The following is a 20168-nucleotide window of genomic DNA, read 5'->3' as shown; positions in this document are numbered from 1 at the left end:
CCTGAATACATCAGGGTTTCTTTCGTAGTACCCCTTATTGGATTCCCTTAAATATCGTAAAAGCTCAGGTTTGTATTTATCACTTTCACTTAGGAACGACATCTCATCCGGCATACAACTATGAATGATGTAGGCTAAAGTTAGGCCTTTTATCCCCTGCCCCATCTTCAAAAAAAATGTGCGTCTATCCATTACAATAAAACATTAAAAATAGTTCAATACAGACATTTATTTTTAGTTCTCTCTATTCGAGGGAAAAAAGTAGCATAAATTTAACCTGTGAAATCTATTGTATTCTTCCCCATGATATTGGAAACCAACAAAACACAAACGATATTCGCCATGATTATTAAGAACAAGACTACTAAAAAGTTATGTATTATCAATGGGGTTAACAAAAAAATAAAATAGTAAACTTGAAAAATCAGTGTTTGCCAACAGAGTGGGAACTTTTCAAAATATTGTTTTGACCCAAACAGACACATTAGCACATGGATTAAAGGCAAATATGAAGAACAAGATTGCATCTATATAAAAAGTTATTATCAGAAAAGATTTATCAGAAATATATCAATAAATAGCTCAAGAAAAAGTCAAATCCGATCACCTATGACATCAGTCAGAGCACAACATGAATTTATACTCCCCACTTACTGCATACACTCCTTCTACAACAATTTGGGAAAATTGTTTGTGCATATCCAGAAAATAAGATAACAAGTGCTTTTCTAAACATTAATTTTCCCGAACTCATAAGAACTGTTTTTCAAATCTTTTCAGAGGCAGACGGGAGTTTTGAGAAGAAATAATTAAATTTGCAGAAATAAGACGAGACGATGAAGAAAGCCTTTTATTTATTACTCACATGCCTTCTGTGGGCAACGACACCCCTGCAAAGCCAAGATACAAAGCAAGCCCAAACCCTGATCGGACAAGCACAGAAATACCTGTACAACAACCCCAAACAAGCCTCCTACTACGCAACCCAAGCTTCCGCCTTGTTTCCCGAAGAAAAACCGGACGAAACCCGTGCAAAAGCCATGATTCTCTACTGTCAGGCCGAACAATTATTGGGCAACTTCGACCTGAGCATCAAGAATCTATATGATACCCAGAAATATATCCATCCCGCCAACAAGAAGCAAATGGCACAGCTCTACTCTCTGATGGGGCGCGTATACAGCAAGCTGGGCGATTACAACAAAGCCATCGAACTGAACGACAAGGCAACCTCCATCTTCAAGGTTATCGGCGACTCCGTTTCCGTGGCCGGGTGCTACAACGAGCGTGGAGTGATGCACCATTTCATGAATGAATTTGTCGTTGCCGAACGTTTTTTCCAACGCGCGCTGGTCATCAACCGGGCACAGCGGAATCTGAAAGAGATTGCAGCGAATCTGAACAACCTCTGCCTCTACCGGGGAAATACGGAAGAAAAACTCACTTTCATCCGGGAAGCCATCACCATCAACAAAAACCTGGACGCACAATGGGCGCTCGGAGAAAACTACAACAACATGGGAAAACAGTATTACTACGGCAAACAATACGCCAACGCCTTGGAAGCATTGCACAAAGCCTATGAATATGCCCACAACATCGGTGCCCGCGAACTGATATGCGACAATTACGAATATTCATCTATGGTATATGCTGCCATAGGAGACTATGCCCAAGCCTATAAGTATCTGGGCAAAAGATACCATCTGGGCAAGGAACTGCAAAGCAGCAACAAGCTACGTAACATCGAGCAGGAAATCTCCTACAAAAGATACCAAGACCAGAAGTATGCCACCGAATTGCAAGAGCAGGCTTACAGGATAGAACTGCTGAAGCGCAACATCTGGCTGCTGGGCAGTGTCCTCGTTCTGGGTGTGGCTTTTTGCATCTTTCTTTATAAATGGTATAAACGTAGGAAAGACCTGCAATTGGTAAAGGCGCGCTACCAGCTCGAACTGTCGGAGCGCGAGGTCTCCGAACTGAAGCTGCATCAGCAGGAACTGGAACTGGAGCATGTGCAAAACGCGCTCAATACCAGCCGTCAGGAAGCCATGAGTTTCGCCGTATTCCTCAGAAGCCGCAACGAACTGCTAGACAAGATACGCGAAATGATAAAAGAAGGGTATAAGATGGACAACCAACTTCTCATACCCCATCTGAAAAAGGTGAATGCCTTCATCAGCCAGTGCCAAAGCGGAGACAAGAACAACAGCGCCGTACTGACAAATGTGGAAGACAAGAACAAGGAGTTTCTGCAACGCCTCGTCGCCCTCCATCCCAAACTGACACAAGGCGAAAAGTATCTTGCCACCCTGCTAAGAGTGAACCTGTCTACCAAAGAAATATCCATGCTGACCGGCACCACTCCGAAAACCATCAACATGAACCGCTATCGCCTGCGCAAGTCGCTCAACCTCTCTTCGGAAGAAGATCTGACGGACTATCTACAGAATATATAATCCGGCGCTCAAGCCCAAGACGCGCTGAATATTTATATTGCATTTCCACCCTCACCATCCTCACTGCTTGCCTGAAAATCTTTGTTCATCGGGCTTGCAGGGGTGGATGAGAGCAATTTTAAAAAGAGGTTGTGTCAAAACTCTGGCACAACCTCATCTGCAAGGGGTATCTGCAAGCCTGTAGCTTATTATATAGTAATGCGATAAGTACCAAATCCTCGCAGATGGCAGATAAAATGAGAAAAAAACTCTGTGCAGGCTGCCTCGTAAATGCGACTTTATTATTTGAATCTTTACCTTTGCATATACTTTTCAAATTGCCTGATATTTCTAAAAGAGTTGGTTTCCTTCTTCATCTAATCACCGTTTACTTGCGCAACTCAATAATTAATGTAAATCGGGAAAGTTGATGTGGATATAGTTTTGTAGATATAGAATATCTCATTTAGCCCCTATTAGTCAGACGTTTACAGAACCATTTGTAGATAATAAAACAAAGAATATCCCTCTTTTGTAGTCCGTTTATAGATAACATTCATTAGCGTTTCTTGTTTATGAAGTTTAATTTAGCATTGTGAAAAGCCAATAGTATTAACCTTAAAAACTTATTCAAATGAGTAAAAGTAACTACTACAGAGAAAGAGTCATTCAGCTACTTCTCTTCTTTGCTTTTATGCTGCCTATGGGCGCATTGGCACAGAACATTCAGCTGAACGGTACCGTAACCGATGTTTCCGGTGAATCTGTCATCGGAGCCAGTGTATTAGAGAAAGGAACAACAAATGGAGTAATCACTGACATCAACGGTAACTTTACTCTCAGCGTTTCCCCCAAAGCTATTATTATTATCTCTTACGTGGGCTATGCTCCACAAGAAATCGCCCTCAATGGTCGCAAGGAATTGAAAGTGGTGCTGAAAGAAGACACCGAACTACTGGACGAAGTAGTCGTTATCGGTTATGGCACACAAAAGAAATCGGATGTTTCCGGTTCGGTAAGTTCCGTATCGGGCGATAAACTAAACAACATACCTACCGCTAATGCCGAAACTGCCCTGCAGGGTATGGCTCCCGGTTTGATAGTTAACTTTGGTAGCGGTGCTGCCGGCTCCACTCCCAGCCTGCAGGTGCGCGGTGTAACCACTTATGGAACAGACAACTCTCCGTTGGTAATTATCGATGGAGTTCCGGGTGATATGAGTTTTCTGAACCCCGAAGACATCAAGTCAATGTCTGTATTGAAAGACGCTTCCACCGCCGCTATTTACGGAGCACGCGCCGCCGCAGGCGTTATCCTGATTGAGACTTACCGTGGTGCCAAATCCAAACCCAAAATCACGTTCTCAGCTTATTGGGGAGTGGATCAGATAGCCAAAAAGCTTGACGTCTGCAATGCCGAAGAATTTATCCACATGGCAAAGATGGCCCGCACAAACGCCGGTCAAAACCCCAAAAACTGGCCTGCTTACATTGCGACTTATGAGCAAGACCCCACACAGTTTGGAGACACCGATTGGCAGGACGAATACTACCGCAACGGCTTCACACAGAAATACAATGTGGGGTACACTAGTGGTAGTGAGAATGCCAACGTAGCTTTGTCCGTATTCTATTCAAAGAACGAAGCCATCGTGACCGGCACGGGTGACGAGAAGTATGGCTTCCGCTTAAACTCAGACATGAAACGCGGCAAGTTCAAAGTGGGCGAATCGGTAAACTACAGCCGTTGGGAATCGGAAATGGAAGCCAACTCAGGTTTTCCCGGCATATACCAAGTGACCAACATGGAACCTATCGCACGTCTGTATGACGAGAATTGTGACGGCGGATACGGTGGTGCCATCCCCGGCATGAACATGAGTGATGCTGCCAACATGGTAGGTTACAACAACTTGATTGAGAATACCCGTGCCACCGATTACATCAAAGGATCGGGCTATATGCAATATGAGCCCATCAAGGGACTAGTAATCAAGGCACAGGCAAGCCGTAGCCTCCTTTTCCGCGAAACCCGCGTATTCAAACCTACTTACGAACTGGGTGCCATGAAGTGGAACGAAAGCGCCTCACTATCACAAACCCGCACCAGAAGCGTCAACGACCTGCTGGAACTGACTGCCAACTACAACTTCACCATCAAAGACAGTCACGACTTCGCCTTCCTGCTGGGAGCTTCACAAGAAGAAAGCACTTACGACCTATTGGGTGCATCGGGTTCCGAATTCGAGAACAACGACATGGGCATTCTGGGCCAGGCACGCAAAGACTATGGTGTGCAAGGTGAAAAGACCCGTAGCGGCTTGCGTTCCGTATTTGGCCGTGTGAACTATAGTTGGAAAATGCGCTACATGTTAATGGCCTCGTTCCGCTATGACGGTTCTTCACGTTTTGCCGACGGTAACCAGTGGGGGTTCTTCCCCTCTGTATCAGTAGGTTGGAACATTGCCAACGAACCTTTCTGGGAAGATATGAAAGAAACAGTCAGCTCCTTCAAATTGCGTATGAGCTACGGCGCCCTCGGTAACCAATCGGTACCTCTCTATCTCTACATTCCCAAATTGGACTCCAACGCCGACAACATCAACTACCCCTTCGACGGCAAAGTCGTAAACCAGGGATATGCAGTACGTAGCCTTCCCTCAAGGAACATCAAGTGGGAAACTACCTTCTACAAGAACATCGGTGTGGACATGAGTCTATGGAACAACAAACTGGAATTCTCGATTGAAGGTTACATCAAGGACACCAAGGACATGCTTTCCGAAAAGAACATCAGTCTGTCTACCGGTTACGGTGCACTGACGGTGAACGACGGTGAACTGCGCACCACCGGTATGGAAATGCAACTGATTTACCACGGTAATGCAGGTAAGGACTTCAAATATGACCTTGACTTCAACCTGAGCCACTTCAAGAGTAAACTGAAATCAATGGCAGACCCCAACTATATGTACGAATATGGTGCTTCACGTACCTACGTGGGTGGTTACTTCGGTGAATTCTGGGCTTACGAAACCGCAGGTATCATCCAAAATGAAGCAGAAGCCAAACTTTGGAAAGAATCACACGGACGCAAGGACAGCAAAGGCAACTGGATTCCCATGCAACCCAACGCAGAACCCGGTGACCTCCGCTTCGTAGACCAAAACGGTGACGGCATGCTGGACAGCGATGACAAGAAGCTTCTGGGCAACGGTTGCCCCAAGGTCTCTATCGGCTTCAACGTAACACTGAATTACAAGAACTTCGATTTGGTAGCCAACTTCTACGGTGACCTCGGTGTAGACCGTTACAACTATACCAAATACCAATTGGAACGTATGGATACCAAGTTCAACTATGGCAGAAACGCACTGAAAGCATGGACTCCAGAGAACCCCAACACCAACATTCCACGTGCTGTATACGGCGACCCGAACAAGAATGCCCGCACTTCCGACCGTTTCATCGAACGAGGCGACTTCTTCCGCCTGAACAACTTGCAACTGGGCTACAACCTGCCCTCTACGGTTTGCGGTAAGTTGGGTATCAGCAACCTCCGTTTCTATGTAGGTGGTACACGCATCTTTACCATCACCGGTTACAGTGGTTATGACCCCTCTACCAACAGTGGTATTGACCGCATGGGTTACGACTATGCTTCATCACCTCTATGCCGCACTTTCATGGCTGGTATTAAATTCGGATTTTAATTGAACCAAAACTTAAAAAACAGATGATTATGAAATTAAAGAATATATTATTGTGCGCCTCAGTCTTAGGAGGCCTGGCACTCTCTTCATGTACCGGGAATTTCCTGGATGAAGACAGAAACCCCAACTCACTGGACCCCGAAAACTTCTGGAAGAGCGAATCCGACATCCTCAAAGGACTTACCGCAGCCTACGCTGGCCTACAGCCTACCATCGAATGGGCGCAACCTTTCGAACGCTACATTGTGATAGACAACTACCGCAGCGACGAGCTGGACTACCGCCCCGACGTGACCGCCTGGATGGAACTGGCCATGTACAACAACGAATCGACCAACTACGTACCCAACGACGAATGGACCAACCTCTATACCAGCATCAACTATTGCAACCAGTGTCTGGACAACATTCCCAATGTGCCCGACAACGATGACGAAGGCATCAAGCAGACCAAAGCGACCAGTATTGCCGAGGCACGTTTTCTGAGAGCCTTCTACTACTACCGTCTCTTCATCAACTTCGGTGAAAGACTACCGATGTTCGAGCACGAACTCGAAGGTACCGAAGAGGAATTCTATCCTCCTCAGGTAGAAGCCGGCAGACTGAAGACTTTCATCGAGACAGAACTGAGTGAATGTCAAGCCAACCTTCCCGAAAAGCGGAATACAAACATGGTCGGACGCGTCACTAAATATACTGCCGCAGCACTCTTAGGCAAATACTATATGTTCATCGGCGAAAAGGCCAAAGCCAAAATAGAATTCTGGAAAGTCATTGACAGTCACAGATATGAACTGATGGAGAACTATGGCGACAACTTCAACGGACTACACGAGAACAACAAGGAATCCATCCTTGAAGTACAGTTCACCGGAAGTCTGGAAGGCGGGCACAACGAATACAATCTCTTTACCTTGCACTTGGGTCCCGACAGTGGCTGTGGCGCATACGAGGAAGCATATCCATCCAAATGGTTATTCAATACACTGAAGAAAGACCTCACCGAAGATGGAGAATACAGCGACCGATTGTATGAGACTATCATTTTCGACAATCCCAAATCCCGTCCGTTCTATTACGAAGACGGCAAAGGATTCAGTGATTACCACCAAGAAGACAATATCTACTGGCGCAAATATGTGACTTACGACAAGTCATTGGGTGATTACTGGGATTATTCCGGTTTCAACATCCCCCTCATCCGCTATGCGGACATCTTGTTGCTCTATGCCGAGTGTCTGAACGATGAAGGAAACTCTAAAGAAGCCATCAAATACATCAACAAAGTACGTGACCGTGTACACGTAACGCTACTGCCCGACACCCTAAGTAAAGAACAAGTGCTGAAGCACCTGCAGGATGTGGAACGTCCTTGCGAACTGGCCCTCGAAGGCTCACGCTGGTATGACCTCATCCGTTGGGGCATTGTGGAAGACGCACTTAAGAGTCATGAAAAGCCTTTCGCAAGCAATTTCATATCGACCAAGCATATCAGACTCGCTATCCCTCACAAAGAATTCCTGATGAATCCTGATTGGGTACAAAACGAAGGTTACACAAAATAACCGATAACCCTACAACTCAGTCTCTATCGGAAGCGAAATGCCGGAAACGGGCTCCCATCCGATAGAGATTGCCTTTAATAGAACTCTCTGTTTCAAAACTTCATTTCATCATATACTTAATTTACCATGAGACATCCAAATAAAAACATCGCTTTGACCGGTATCGTTGCCTGCATACTGGCCTCGTGCCTCAAAGTTCCCACTTCCTCAGAACCGCTTTTATCCAAGCAAGCGGACTTCTGTAATCTTATCAACATAAAGAACACTCCCGCCGGAGCCGTAGACTGGGATGCCTACGTCTTTGCCGACAAAGGTGCTTGGATGGCATACTCACTGCCCGACAACGAAAACCGTCGCCATGCCGGTGCTTTCATGGGACCTATGGTCATGACCGGACGCGGATGGATAGCTGCCGGACTCGCCGAACCTACGCTGTGGGTGAACGGCGAACAGTATAGGATGGTGTACAATGTACAGACCACCCAATACCTCCCCGGCAAACTGATACAGGAATACAACGATGAGAATTTAAACTTCACTACCGAATTGTGCTACCTCACCTCACGTTCCGTAGCCATACGTTCAATCGTGAAGAATATGAGCCAAAAAACGGTAAAGGTCAGCTTCGACTGGAACGGAGGCGTATACGAGCCTACCTCTGTCGTAAGCAGCATAGATAAAGGTCTCTCTTTCATCCGCCCCAAAGATTCCACGAACACGGTAATCCGATTCCTCACAGCAGACAAGATTCAGGCTGTGGGGAGCGATAGCCTGCACGTCACAGAAAAAAGTGAAATGACCCTGGAACCCGGCAAGACTTATCAGTCGGAGATGACCCAAACCCTGACGCTGCGCGGTGAAGACACAGCCAAAGAACTGGCTGCCATAGCAACGCTGAATATAGACAATTGCTTTGAACTAAACGAACAGCAATGGAACGCACAAATCGCTTCGCTGCTGAACGGGAAAAGCAAGTATCTCCACGACAACAAATACCGCAAAGTACTGGTAAAGGCAATGATGACCCTGAATACCAACTACCGCACTCCTGCCGGTGACATCCTGCATGGCGGCAGCAACCCGTCGTACAACGGATTCATCAACGGCATCTGGTCGTGGGACTCCTGGAAGATTGCTTCGGGCAACGTACATTTCAACGAGGAGATAGCCAAAAGCGAAATGATTACCCTCTTCGACTATCAAGCCGACAACGGCATGGTACCCGACTTCATCAGCTACAACAAGAAATACAATAACTGGCGCGATGCCAAACCGCCCGTAGCCGCCTGGGGAGCCATGAACGTGTATAAAGCTACCGGCGACAAGAAATTCCTCGAAACAATGTTTGACAAGCTCTATAAGTTCCATCAGTGGTGGTATGCCGAGCGCGACCACAATCACAACGGTATCTGCGAATACGGTTCCACCGACGGCACTCTCATTGCTGCTTGTTGGGAAAGCGGCATGGACAACGGCGTACGCTTTGACGATACCGTGATGCAGAAAAACAGCGAGAAGGCATGGTCCATGAACCAGGAGAACATCTGCCTGAACTCGTTCCTCTACGTAGACAAAACCATCCTCGCCGAAATGGCAACCCTCCTGAACAAGCCCGAACTGGCGGCACAGCTTAATGCCGAAGCCAAAGTCATCAAGGAATTCGTACAGACAAAGATGTGGGACAAGGAAACCGGATTCTTCTACGACACCCGTATCGATATCGGCGAGCACATCAAAGTGATGGGTGCCGAATGCTGGCTGCCACTCTGGGCAGGCATCGCCACTCCCGAACAGGCCAAACAGGTGATGCAGAAGATGATGGACCCGCAGAAGTTCAACTCCACCCTTCCATTGGGTACCTTGGACATCAGCCATCCTCGCCTGCGTCCCGTGCGCGGCTACTGGCGCGGCCCGGTCTGGGTAGACCAAGTGTACTTCGGTATCACCGGCCTGCGTAACTATGGTTTCGACCGGGAAGCCGACATACTGACTGAGAAGTTCATCAATAGCGCTCAAGGACTCACCACCGACGGCCCTATCCACGAGAACTACAACCCGCTGACCGGCGAAGCGCTCAATTCGCCTAACTTCGGCTGGAGTTCGGCATGTATCATCAAGATGCTGCTCGATGAGTAACTCTCACGCAAAACAGCTCTCAAAAGTCTGAAAAGACAAACGATTATACATCATTAAAAGCATACGAATATGAATAAGATACATTCAATCTGCACCCTCGCACTGATGCTACCGTTATGCGCATTTGCACAGTACGACGGTACACCCATGAACAAGACGGGCGACACCAAGAAAGCGGAAACCGCCGTAAGAACCGACAAATATCCTCACTCGGACAACGATTGGGAGAACTTTGATGTGTTGCACATCAACCGTCTGCCTTCCGCCGCCACCTTCATGGCCTACACCACCAAAGAGAAAGCAGTGAAGAACGACAAGAGTCAATTGGAATATTTTCAGTCGTTGAACGGTACCTGGAAGTTTCAGTTTGTTCCCCGTTCGGACCAGCGCCCGATGGACTTCTTTGAAAAAGGCCACGATGTAAGCGGATGGGGCAACATCAAAGTGCCCGCCAATTGGGAAATGGAAGGCTATGGCCATCCTTTCTATGTAGGTGCCGGCTACGGCATCAAGCGCAACCCGCCACTCATTGCCGTGGAAAACAGTCCCGTAGGCTCATACAAACGCACATTCAACATCCCTGCCAACTGGAGAGGCAAGCAAATCGTCCTCCACTTCGGAGGCGTGGCCTCAGCTTTCTATGTGTGGGTCAACGGTAAAAAAGTGGGGTACTCTCAAGATTCCAAGACCCCCAGTGAGTTCGATATCACCCCCTATGCAGTAACCGGACAGAACGAGATTGCCGTGCAGGTATTCAAGTTCAGCGACGGCTACTACTTAGAGGATCAGGATTACTGGCGCTTTGCCGGTATACAACGTGACGTGTACCTTTATGCTCGTCCCAACATCCACGTGCGCGACTTTGAAGTAGTGACCGACCTCGACAACGAGTACAAGGATGCCGACTTCCACCTCTATGTGGAACTGGACAATGCCCAAAGCTCCCAACGTACTCAAACGCCCAAGGTAAAAGGTGCCGAAGTGGAAGTGAGCCTGACGGACAAAGAGGGAAAAGTCATCTACACCGAACGTCAATGCGCCAAAGACAACAAGCTACACTTCCTGAAACACATCGAAGCGCCCCTGCTGTGGAGTGCTGAAAAGCCCAACTTATACCAGATGATGATTACACTACGTGCCAACGGCCAGACACAGTACATCTGCCGCAACATCGGATTCCGCAAATCGGAAATCAAACATGCACAGTTACTCGTCAACGGGCAACCCGTCTACATCAAGGGCGTAAACCGCCACGAACACGACCCTTACCACGGCCATGTAGTGGACGAGGCCTCCATGATACGCGACCTGGAACTGATGAAACAAAACAACATCAACAGCGTGCGCACCTCCCACTACCCCAATGACCCGCGCTGGTATGAACTGTGCGACATCTACGGCATGTATGTAGTAGACGAGGCTAACATCGAAAGCCACGGCATGGGTTACAAACCCGTCCAATGCCTCGCCAACCAACCCGAATGGCAGAAGGCTTTCATCGACCGCACAGAACGTATGTTTGAACGCGACAAGAACCACCCCTGCGTCATTATCTGGTCATTGGGCAACGAAACCGGCTCAGGCTGTAACTTCCAAGCCACCTATGCTTGGATTCATGCCCACGACCGTTCCCAACGCCCTGTACACTCCGAGGACTCTGGCAAAAACCGTCCTTTCACCGACATCTTCTGCCCCATGTACAAGAAGATAGACGTATTGATAAACCATGCTCTCTATCTGCCCACCATGCCCCTCATCCTCTGCGAATACGCTCATGCTATGGGTAATAGTGTGGGCAATCTGCAAGACTACTGGGACATCATCGAGAAGTACCCTTCTCTACAAGGCGGTCACATCTGGGACTGGGTGGACCAGGGCCTTTACAACAAGACCGACGACGGTAAGTTCTACTGGGCCTACGGCGGCGACCTTGCCCCCGAAGGCACTCCAAGCTCGGCCAACTTCTGCATGAACGGCCTGGTTGCCGCAGACCACACATTGAAGCCCCACATACATGAAGTGAAACGGGTGTACCAGAATATGGCTTTCAGATTGCTCAATTATCACGAAGGATTGGTAGAGCTTAGAAACAAGTTCTTCTTCACTAACCTGAATGACTTTGACTTCACTTGGCGTTTGGAAGGCAACGGCGAAGTATTGGCACAAGGACGCATAGATAATGTAGATTTGCCCGCCCAACAGACAGGCGTATTCCGGACACAGTTCCCCACCATCCATTCCTCCGAAGGAGTAGAATATTACCTGAATTTCTATGCCAGCCAGAAGCGCGACGAGGGTCTGCTGAAGGCCGGTACACAATTGGCTGCCGAACAAGTGAAGCTTCCATTCTATAAGGCTGTTACCCCCAAAGCTGCCTCAGGCAACGTGACGGCAAGCGACAGCGAAGCCCTGCTTGTTCTCACTGCCGGAAATGTCAGTGTAGGATTCGACAAAGCCACCGGAGCACTCTGCTCGTTCAAGGAAGGCAAGGAAGAGATGATTAAGGAAGCACTGCGTCCCAACTTCTGGCGTCCGGTAACGGACAATGACATGGGTAACGACATGAACAAGACCCTGCGCCCGTGGCGTGAAGCCGGACGTGGCGCCAAACTCACCTCATTGGAGAAAACAGCGCTCGACAAAGATGGCTATGAAGTAGTGTCACACTACCGTCTGCCCGAAGAAGTTGCCAGTTCGAAATTCATTGTCCGCTACCGCTTCTCACCGAGAGGCAGCCTCGATGTGAACTGTACTTTCATTCCTGCCAACGACACTTTACCTTTGATGCCCCGCATGGGTGTGAGCATCACCCTGAACAAGCAATACGACCAAATGGCATGGCTAGGTCGAGGTCCGCACGAGAACTATTGCGACCGCAACGGTTCTTCCTTCGTGGGTCTGTACAAAGGTAGCGTAGCCGAACAGTACTTCGCCTACGACCGTCCACAAGAAAACGGCAACAAGACCGATGTACGTTGGATGATCCTCACCGATTTGAAAGGCAATGGCCTGATGGTTATCGGTGCACCCACAATCAGCGGCAGTGCCTACCTCTTCCCGACAGAAGATTTGGATGAACCCGGCACACGCAAGTCACAACGCCATATGTCAGACATCCAACCCAAAGATATGGTGACTTGGAACATAGACTTCAGGCAGATGGGTGTGGGTGGAGATACCAGTTGGGGAGCCTACCCGCATCAACCGTACCTGATTCCTGCCCGTAAGATGGAATTCTCATTCCGCTTATGCCCTGCACAAGAAAAAGGAGTGAAAGAGAACCAAAGATATTTGGAAATGAAGTAATTTCGCAATTGTCAAACCTCAGGAGCGCCTCCCCCTCTTTGAACAGGAAGTGCTTTTGAGGGTAAGACAGCTTTCCATCTATTCACAAAACCATACAGACAATGTTTGCAATCATCGGACTGATGCTCACCGGAATGCTGCTGGGCTATCTCTTACGGAAACGGAATCTACGGAAAATCTCCCAAATCATTACCCTGCTCATCTGGCTGCTGCTTTTCATTCTCGGCATAGAGGTGGGAAGCAACGAACAAATTATCAAAGGCCTGCACACCATCGGCATGGAGGCCGTGATACTGACGCTGGGTGGAACGCTGGGAAGCGTCACCGCCGCATGGGCCTTGTGGAAGAGCCTGTACAGACAGAAAGGAGGCGAAGTATGAAAGGAAGCCTCGTCATCGTCGGCTTTTTCGTGCTGGGTGCGCTGTGCGGAGTTTCCGGTCTGATACCTTTCGACATTGCCGAAACCGACATCGGCTACTACGCCCTCTGCGCACTGATGTTCAGCGTGGGGATAAGCGTGGGCAACGACCCGCAGACACTGAAGAATTTCCGCTCGCTCAACCCCCGGCTGATATTTCTGCCCGTGATGACGATACTGGGCACGTTGGCAGGTTCGGCGGCGGTCAGCCTCATCCTGACTCACCGTTCCGTAACAGACTGTCTGGCCATAGGGGCGGGCTTCGGTTACTATTCGCTCTCCAGCATCTTCATCACCGAATACAAGGGAGCCGAACTGGGAACCATCGCCCTGCTGGCCAATATCAGCCGCGAGATACTGACACTGCTGGCAGCGCCTCTGCTGGTACGGTGGTTCGGAAACCTCGCTCCCATCTCGGCCGGAGGCGCCACGACGATGGACACCACGCTGCCCATCATCACGCGGACGGCCGGACAACAGTTTGTGGTGGTTTCCATCTTCCACGGCTTTGTGGTGGACTTCAGTGTACCGTTTCTGGTCACCCTGTTCTGCTCCTTATAGGGGCTTCGGACACGGTTGTGGACAGGCTTCGGCAGCCGTCTTGTCAAACACTTGTCCCTGACGCGTCAAACACAAGTGTCTGACAAATCAAGGAAAACAGCGCGTCAGCCATACCTTATTTATATATCAAATCTTATTCATAATGAAAACCAGACTTTATACCTTTCTCCTCGCCTCGCTGCTTTGCAGCAGTGCCCCGGCCGATAACGAGCCGTGGCAGAACCCCCAAGTCAACGAGCTGAACAGAGAGCCGATGCACGCCCACTTCATCCCCTTTGCCAGCGAAGCCGGCGCCATGAAACAACGCTCGTTGCCGCCCGAAGTGCGTTTCGACGTGAATTCTGCGGCAGAACGGCGCATATCGCTGGACGGCACTTGGAAGTTTCTCTTCTCAAAGAACAATGGGCTTTGCCCCAACGACTTCCACAAGCCGGGATACGACACACGGAAGTGGAGTAAAATAGAAGTTCCCGGCAGCTGGGAATTGCAAGGCTTCGACGCCCCCATCTATACGGACACACGCTATCCGTTCCCCGCCAATCCGCCGTACGTGCCCGCCGACTACAATCCGGTAGGCGCTTACGTCCGCGAGTTCAGAGTTCCGGCAGGTTGGGAAGGCATGGACGTCTTCCTCGATTTCGAGGGTGTGGAGTCGGCCTATTACGTATGGGTGAACGGCAAACTTGCCGGATATGCGGAAGACAGCCGCCTACCATCGCACTTCAACATCACCCGCCTGCTGAAGAAAGGCAACAACCGGCTGGCCGTGAAGGTGTTCAGATACAGCGACGGCTCCTACCTCGAAGGGCAGGACTACTGGAAATACAGCGGCATCGAACGCAGCGTATATCTCTATGCCCGTCCCGAAAGCCGCGTGAAGGATTTCCGGATGACTTCCGAACTCGTCAACAACTACAAAGACGGAGAGCTGAAACTGGATGTACTTCTGCACAGGCCGAAAACGGGACAAACCGTAGAGGTAAAGGTGCTGGACGCAAACGGCGTAATCTACAGGCAAAAGAAAACCACCGCTTCTGCCGCCGACACGCTCTTTGCCCTGCAACAGCAATTTCCCCGCGTGCGCGCATGGAACGCCGAAACGCCCCACACCTACACGCTGGTAGTGAACACCTACGATGCACAAGGCAAATCTTTGGAATCTTTCACCCACCTCTTCGGCTTCCGCACGGTAGAGATGAAGAACGGCATGCAGCTAATCAACGGGAAAGCCGTCTTGTTCAAAGGCGTGAACCGCCACGAGCACGACGCGCACAAGGGGCGCACCATCAGTACGACTTCCATGATACAAGACATCCGGCTGATGAAACAGTTCAACCTGAACAGCGTGCGAAACTGCCACTACCCCAACAACTACGCTTGGTATGAGCTATGCACCGAGTTCGGCCTCTACATGGTAGACGAGGCTAACATCGAAAGCCACGGCATGATGGACCATAAGGACGGAACGCTTGCCAACTATCCCGACTGGGAGCTGCCGTTCATGCAACGCATGAGCCGGATGATGGCCCGCGACCGCAACTGTTCGGCCGTCGTCACTTGGTCTATGGGTAACGAATCGGGCTACGGCAAGCACTTCGAGACGCTCTACGGCTATGCCAAGAAGGCCGACCCGACACGTCCCGTCCAATACGAAGGCGGCGGCTACGAGGGCAAAAGCGATATTTACTGTCCGATGTATGCACGCATCTGGGCGCTCCGCCGCCACGTGAACCAACGGGATGCCCGCCCCCTCATCCTTTGCGAGTATGCCCATGCCATGGGCAACAGTGTAGGCAACCTTCAGGACTACTGGGACTTGATTTACAAGTACGACCAACTACAAGGCGGCTTCATCTGGGATTGGGTGGACCAGACCTTTGCCATCAAGGATAAAGCCGGACGAGACATCTGGGCCTTTGGAGGCGACATGGGCTTCGTGGGCATCGTCAACGATTCCAACTTCTGCGCCAACGGTCTGGTGGCAGCCGACCGCACCCTGCATCCGCATATCTACGAAGTAAAGAAGGTATTGCAATACATCCACTTCGAGCCGCTTGCTTTCACCGCCAACCGGATAAAAGTAACCAACCGCCACGACTTCATCGGGCTGGAAGGATACCTCCTGCGCTGGTCTGTGGAGTGTAACGGACAGGCCGTTCAAAGCGGAGAGGCCGATTTCCCGGCCATCGCACCCCGCTGTACTGCCGACATGGAACTACCTCTGAAACCTCTCCCTGCCGACGGCAAAGAGTATTTCCTCACCCTGCGCGCATTCACCAAGCAGCCGATGCCACTCATCCCGAAAGGACACGAAGCCGCCATCGAACAATGGGCTTTACCCACTATCCCGGCAGCCAAACCCGTTCGCCCCATAACCGGGACACTGACCACACGCCGTAACGAGCAAACACTGACCGTGAGCGGCAACGACTTTCAAGTGGACTTCTCCACCCTGACCGGCGAGATGACCGCACTTGTCTACAACGGGAAGAACCTGATTAAAGAAGGCTTGCAACCCAACTTCTGGCGCCCGCTGACCGATAACGACATCCCCAACGGACACCTGACACGCTGCGAGACATGGAAACACGCCGGACGTGATGCAAAGCTGCAAGATATTAACTTGACAGAAACCGAGCACCTTGCCACCGTCACTGCCACCTATCGCATGGAAGCGCAAGACGCCACCTTGCAAACCGGTTATAAAATCCGTCCCGACGGCTCCATTCAAGTGACGATGCACTTCATTCCCGGCAAGAAGCCGCTGAGCGAGATGCCCCGCTTGGGCATGCGCATGGTGCTGCCTGCCGAATACGAAAGGATGTCATGGCTGGGACGCGGCCCGCACGAAAGCTATGCCGACCGCAAGACCGGTGCTTTGATAGGCCTTTACAACGCCACCGTATGGGAGCAATTCCATCCGTATGTGCGTGCCCAAGAAACAGCCAATCACTGCGATGTGCGTTGGGTGGCCCTGCGCAATGCAGCCGGAGAAGGTCTGCTAATAACCGGAGAAGAACCGCTCAGCATCAGTGCATGGAACTTCCCGATGGAGGACATCGAATATCGTCCTTCGCAAATGGAACGCCGACACGGCGGAAGCATCCAAAAGAAAGAGATGGTATGGTTCAACATCGACCACCGGCAGATGGGCGTGGGAGGCGATAACACATGGGGAGCTCAAGTGCATCCCGAATATACCATCACCCCGAAAGAGTGGAGGTATGGCTTCAGGCTGCAACCGCTTAAAGCGGTGGAATAAAAGATGTACTTTCTTTTTCCTTGACGCAAAAGAAAAAGTACACAAACATATCGTTATAAAACCATTAACCCCTTTAAATATATGAGATACAAATTTACATTCCTCCTTTGCTTTCTCCTGCTTGCGGCAGGACTTGCCTCCTGTACCTCCGACGTTCAAAGCACACAGCAAAGAAGGTACGCCTTCAACAACATACTCGACATAGCCTATACCCCCGACACCCTGCATCGTTGCCACGGCTGGTTCACCGATGCCGGCTCGTGGATGGGCTTCACCCTGCCCGAAAAGGAGCAATGGATAAACGGCTTCTGCGGCCCGTTCAGTCTGGACATGTTTCGACGTCAATGGATGGCACAGTCGGCCGTAACCGTTGGCTTCGCCAAAGAGCCGCAGGGACTCTTTGTGTCCGACTCCACCTGCTATTATCCCGGCGAGTTGTATATGTCGGCTCGTTCCGGCAAGGGAAGCATCACGCAACGCCTCAACTTCGCCGATGCCTCTACCGCCCTGCTGCGCATCGAAACCGACAAAGCGGAGAAACTGCTTCTGACAGGTAGCCGATGGGCCGACGACGTAAGCGTGACCGTAGAGCAAAGCTCCGTCATCGCCCGCCATCCGAGTGGAGAAAGCGTGACCATAACCTTCACGCCGGATGTTATGCTGACCGAAACGGAGCATAACTATACAGCTCTTGTCTCCGCCTCCAAACGCACCGTCAACGTGGCCATCTCTTTCTTTGCTTCTGAAAAGGAGATGACCGTGGGATTACAGAATCTCCCGGCATTGCTCAACAATCCCGAAAACGCCTTGCAAGCCAATGCCGAGCGTTGGGAAGGTTACTTCAGCAAAGTGCTGCGCACGGACATGAAGCCCGAATACGACCGCATTGCCGTGAAAGCCGTCACTACCCTTATCTCCAATTGGCGCACGCATCATGGCGGACTCTTGCACGAAGGCATCGTACCCAGCCATGCCGTAGACTACTTTGTCGGTTTCTGGGCATGGGACAGTTGGCGTTTCAGTGCCGGAACCGCCAAGTTCGCCCCCGAACTGGCCAAGAACAACATCCGCGCCATGTTCGACTATCAGCAGCCCGACGGCATGATTATCGACTGCATCTATACCAATCCCGCAGAGAACAACGCCCGCGACAGCAAACCGCCCTTGGTGTGCTGGGCAGTAGATGAAATCTTCACCCAAACAGGCGACACGGCTTTCGTTGCCGAGATGTACCCGCAACTCTTATCCTACTATAACTGGTGGTACCAGAAACGCGACCACAACCGCAACGGTATATGCGAGTACGGCTCCACCGACGGCACATTGGAAGCCGCCGCATGGGAAAGCGGCATGGACAACGCCATCCGCTTTGACAACGCCACCATGCTGAAGAACGAAGGAGCCGACGATGCTTGGAGCATGGATCAGGAGAATGTAGACCTCAATGCCTACCTGGCATTGGAATGCCGGCTGCTGAAAAAGTTCGCCGGACTGCTGAATACCTCCTTCTCCGGTCCGGACTATGGCGACCGAGTGGGCGATTACTTCTTTGACAAGCGCATCAACTTCTTCTGCGACCGCCGGCTGAAAGACGGTTCATTCATCGAAGAGCCGGGTTGCGAGGCTTACACCCCGTTGTGGACGAAAATCGCCACGCAAACCCAAGTAGACAGCATGTTGCCGATGTTGCGCGATACGGCCAAGTTCTCGACGTATATCCCCTTCCCCACCATTGCCGCCGATAACTCCAAATACGACCCGCGTGGCTACTGGCGCGGCCCTATCTGGCTCGACCAAACCTACTTCGCGATTCGCGGACTGCGCAACTACGGTTACAGCAAACTGGCCGATGAATATACCCTGCAAGTCTTCGACCGTCTGAGCGGACTGAAAGAAGGTGCCCCCATACACGAGAACTACGGAACCCACAACGGCGAATGCCTGAAAGCTCCCCACTTCAGTTGGAGCTCATCGCATCTGCTGATGCTGTACGAGGAGTACGGCAAGGAGTAGACCATAGCCACAAGAAACGCGAAACCTTGCAATCAGATAAAGCCTGCCCACTACAAAGGAGCAAAATCTCTTTTAACAGTCGGCAGGCTTTCTTTCTCGATATGTTCCATTATCTTTAGGCCGTTTAGGCGCATAATCAATTTAATACTATGGAGGAAGCTCTATTAATCACCCGACTTAGAAACGGCTCTTATTCGGCATTCAATACCCTATACCGAATGTACGCCAAGCGTTTATACGCTTATTGCCTGCAATTCACAAAGTCGGCCGAGGAATCCTGCGACATCGTACAAGAGACATTCGTCAAGTTGTGGGAAAATAGGAATAAGCTGCAAGACTGCCCTTCAATCCGCCCCCTGCTGTTCGCCATAGCCAAAAACGACCTGATAAACGCTTATAAAAGGCGTATCAACTCACCAGCATACGAAGACTATGTCTGTTTTCAAGATGCCTTAAAGGACGAAGACACGCATCTCCATATCGAATATCAAGAGTTTTTGGACAACGTAGAAAAAGCCATCGGGAAACTGTCGCCCTCCCAACAAAAAGTCATCCGGCTATCTCGCTTCCAAAACCTTTCCAACAAGGAAATAGCCACTCAAACCGGTTTAAGCGAACAAACCGTAAAGAACCAACTATCCATCGGACTGAAAAAACTGCGAGAACTCATCACCGAATTCATCAGCTTGGCACTCCCGTTATTATTAGTTAATTAAATCCGTGCCGAACGGTACTTTACATCTATTATATTGTACTA

10 protein-coding genes are annotated in these 20168 nt (G+C 50.1%); all 10 read left to right on the top strand.

Translation table 11 applies throughout. The features are described 5' to 3' along the window. The first annotated feature begins 836 nt into the window (after positions 1 to 836). Positions 837 to 2459: a tetratricopeptide repeat protein gene (locus EV202_RS01210; RefSeq protein ID WP_131924844.1), complete on the top strand. Its 1623-nt coding sequence runs from the start codon at positions 837 to 839 to the stop codon at positions 2457 to 2459. A gap of 613 nt (positions 2460 to 3072) precedes the next feature. Then, positions 3073 to 6150 (top strand): SusC/RagA family TonB-linked outer membrane protein, encoded by a 3078-nt coding sequence (locus EV202_RS01205; RefSeq protein ID WP_131924842.1) that lies wholly within the window; start codon positions 3073 to 3075, stop codon positions 6148 to 6150. Between the two features lie 29 nt (positions 6151 to 6179). Next, positions 6180 to 7715 (top strand): RagB/SusD family nutrient uptake outer membrane protein, encoded by a 1536-nt coding sequence (locus EV202_RS01200; RefSeq protein ID WP_131924840.1) that lies wholly within the window; start codon positions 6180 to 6182, stop codon positions 7713 to 7715. A 126-nt stretch (positions 7716 to 7841) separates the two neighbouring features. After that, complete coding sequence (locus EV202_RS01195; RefSeq protein ID WP_131924838.1) at positions 7842 to 9851, top strand: MGH1-like glycoside hydrolase domain-containing protein; 2010 nt, start codon at positions 7842 to 7844, stop codon at positions 9849 to 9851. A 69-nt stretch (positions 9852 to 9920) separates the two neighbouring features. After that, the gene (locus tag EV202_RS01190; protein WP_131924835.1) at positions 9921 to 13157 is read left to right on the top strand and encodes a glycoside hydrolase family 2 TIM barrel-domain containing protein; all 3237 of its coding nucleotides are present in this window, start codon (positions 9921 to 9923) and stop codon (positions 13155 to 13157) included. A gap of 101 nt (positions 13158 to 13258) precedes the next feature. Beyond that, positions 13259 to 13537 carry a LysO family transporter gene (locus EV202_RS01185; protein ID WP_106069754.1) on the top strand — a complete coding sequence of 93 codons (279 nt, stop codon included), beginning with the start codon at positions 13259 to 13261 and terminating at the stop codon, positions 13535 to 13537. Continuing rightward, entirely contained in the window at positions 13534 to 14136 is a 603-nt protein-coding gene (locus EV202_RS01180) for a lysine exporter LysO family protein (RefSeq protein WP_106069753.1), read from the top strand. The genes EV202_RS01185 and EV202_RS01180 overlap by 4 nt, the downstream gene beginning before the upstream one ends. 142 nt (positions 14137 to 14278) lie before the next feature. Next, entirely contained in the window at positions 14279 to 17398 is a 3120-nt protein-coding gene (locus EV202_RS01175; RefSeq protein WP_131924832.1) for a glycoside hydrolase family 2 TIM barrel-domain containing protein, read from the top strand. Positions 17399 to 17479: 81 nt separating this feature from the next. After that, positions 17480 to 19411 (top strand): MGH1-like glycoside hydrolase domain-containing protein, encoded by a 1932-nt coding sequence (locus EV202_RS01170; RefSeq protein ID WP_131924829.1) that lies wholly within the window; start codon positions 17480 to 17482, stop codon positions 19409 to 19411. Positions 19412 to 19560: 149 nt separating this feature from the next. Continuing rightward, positions 19561 to 20127, top strand: coding sequence for an RNA polymerase sigma factor (locus tag EV202_RS01165; protein ID WP_131924826.1), 567 nt, complete (start codon positions 19561 to 19563; stop codon positions 20125 to 20127). Positions 20128 to 20168 lie beyond the last annotated feature (41 nt).

This window comes from Prevotella heparinolytica, from assembly GCF_004342845.1.
GTDB classification, from domain to species: Bacteria; Bacteroidota; Bacteroidia; order Bacteroidales; family Bacteroidaceae; genus Bacteroides; species Bacteroides heparinolyticus.
The sequence above is the reverse complement of the archived record's forward strand: the minus strand, read 5'-3'. Positions and strand labels throughout refer to the sequence as shown.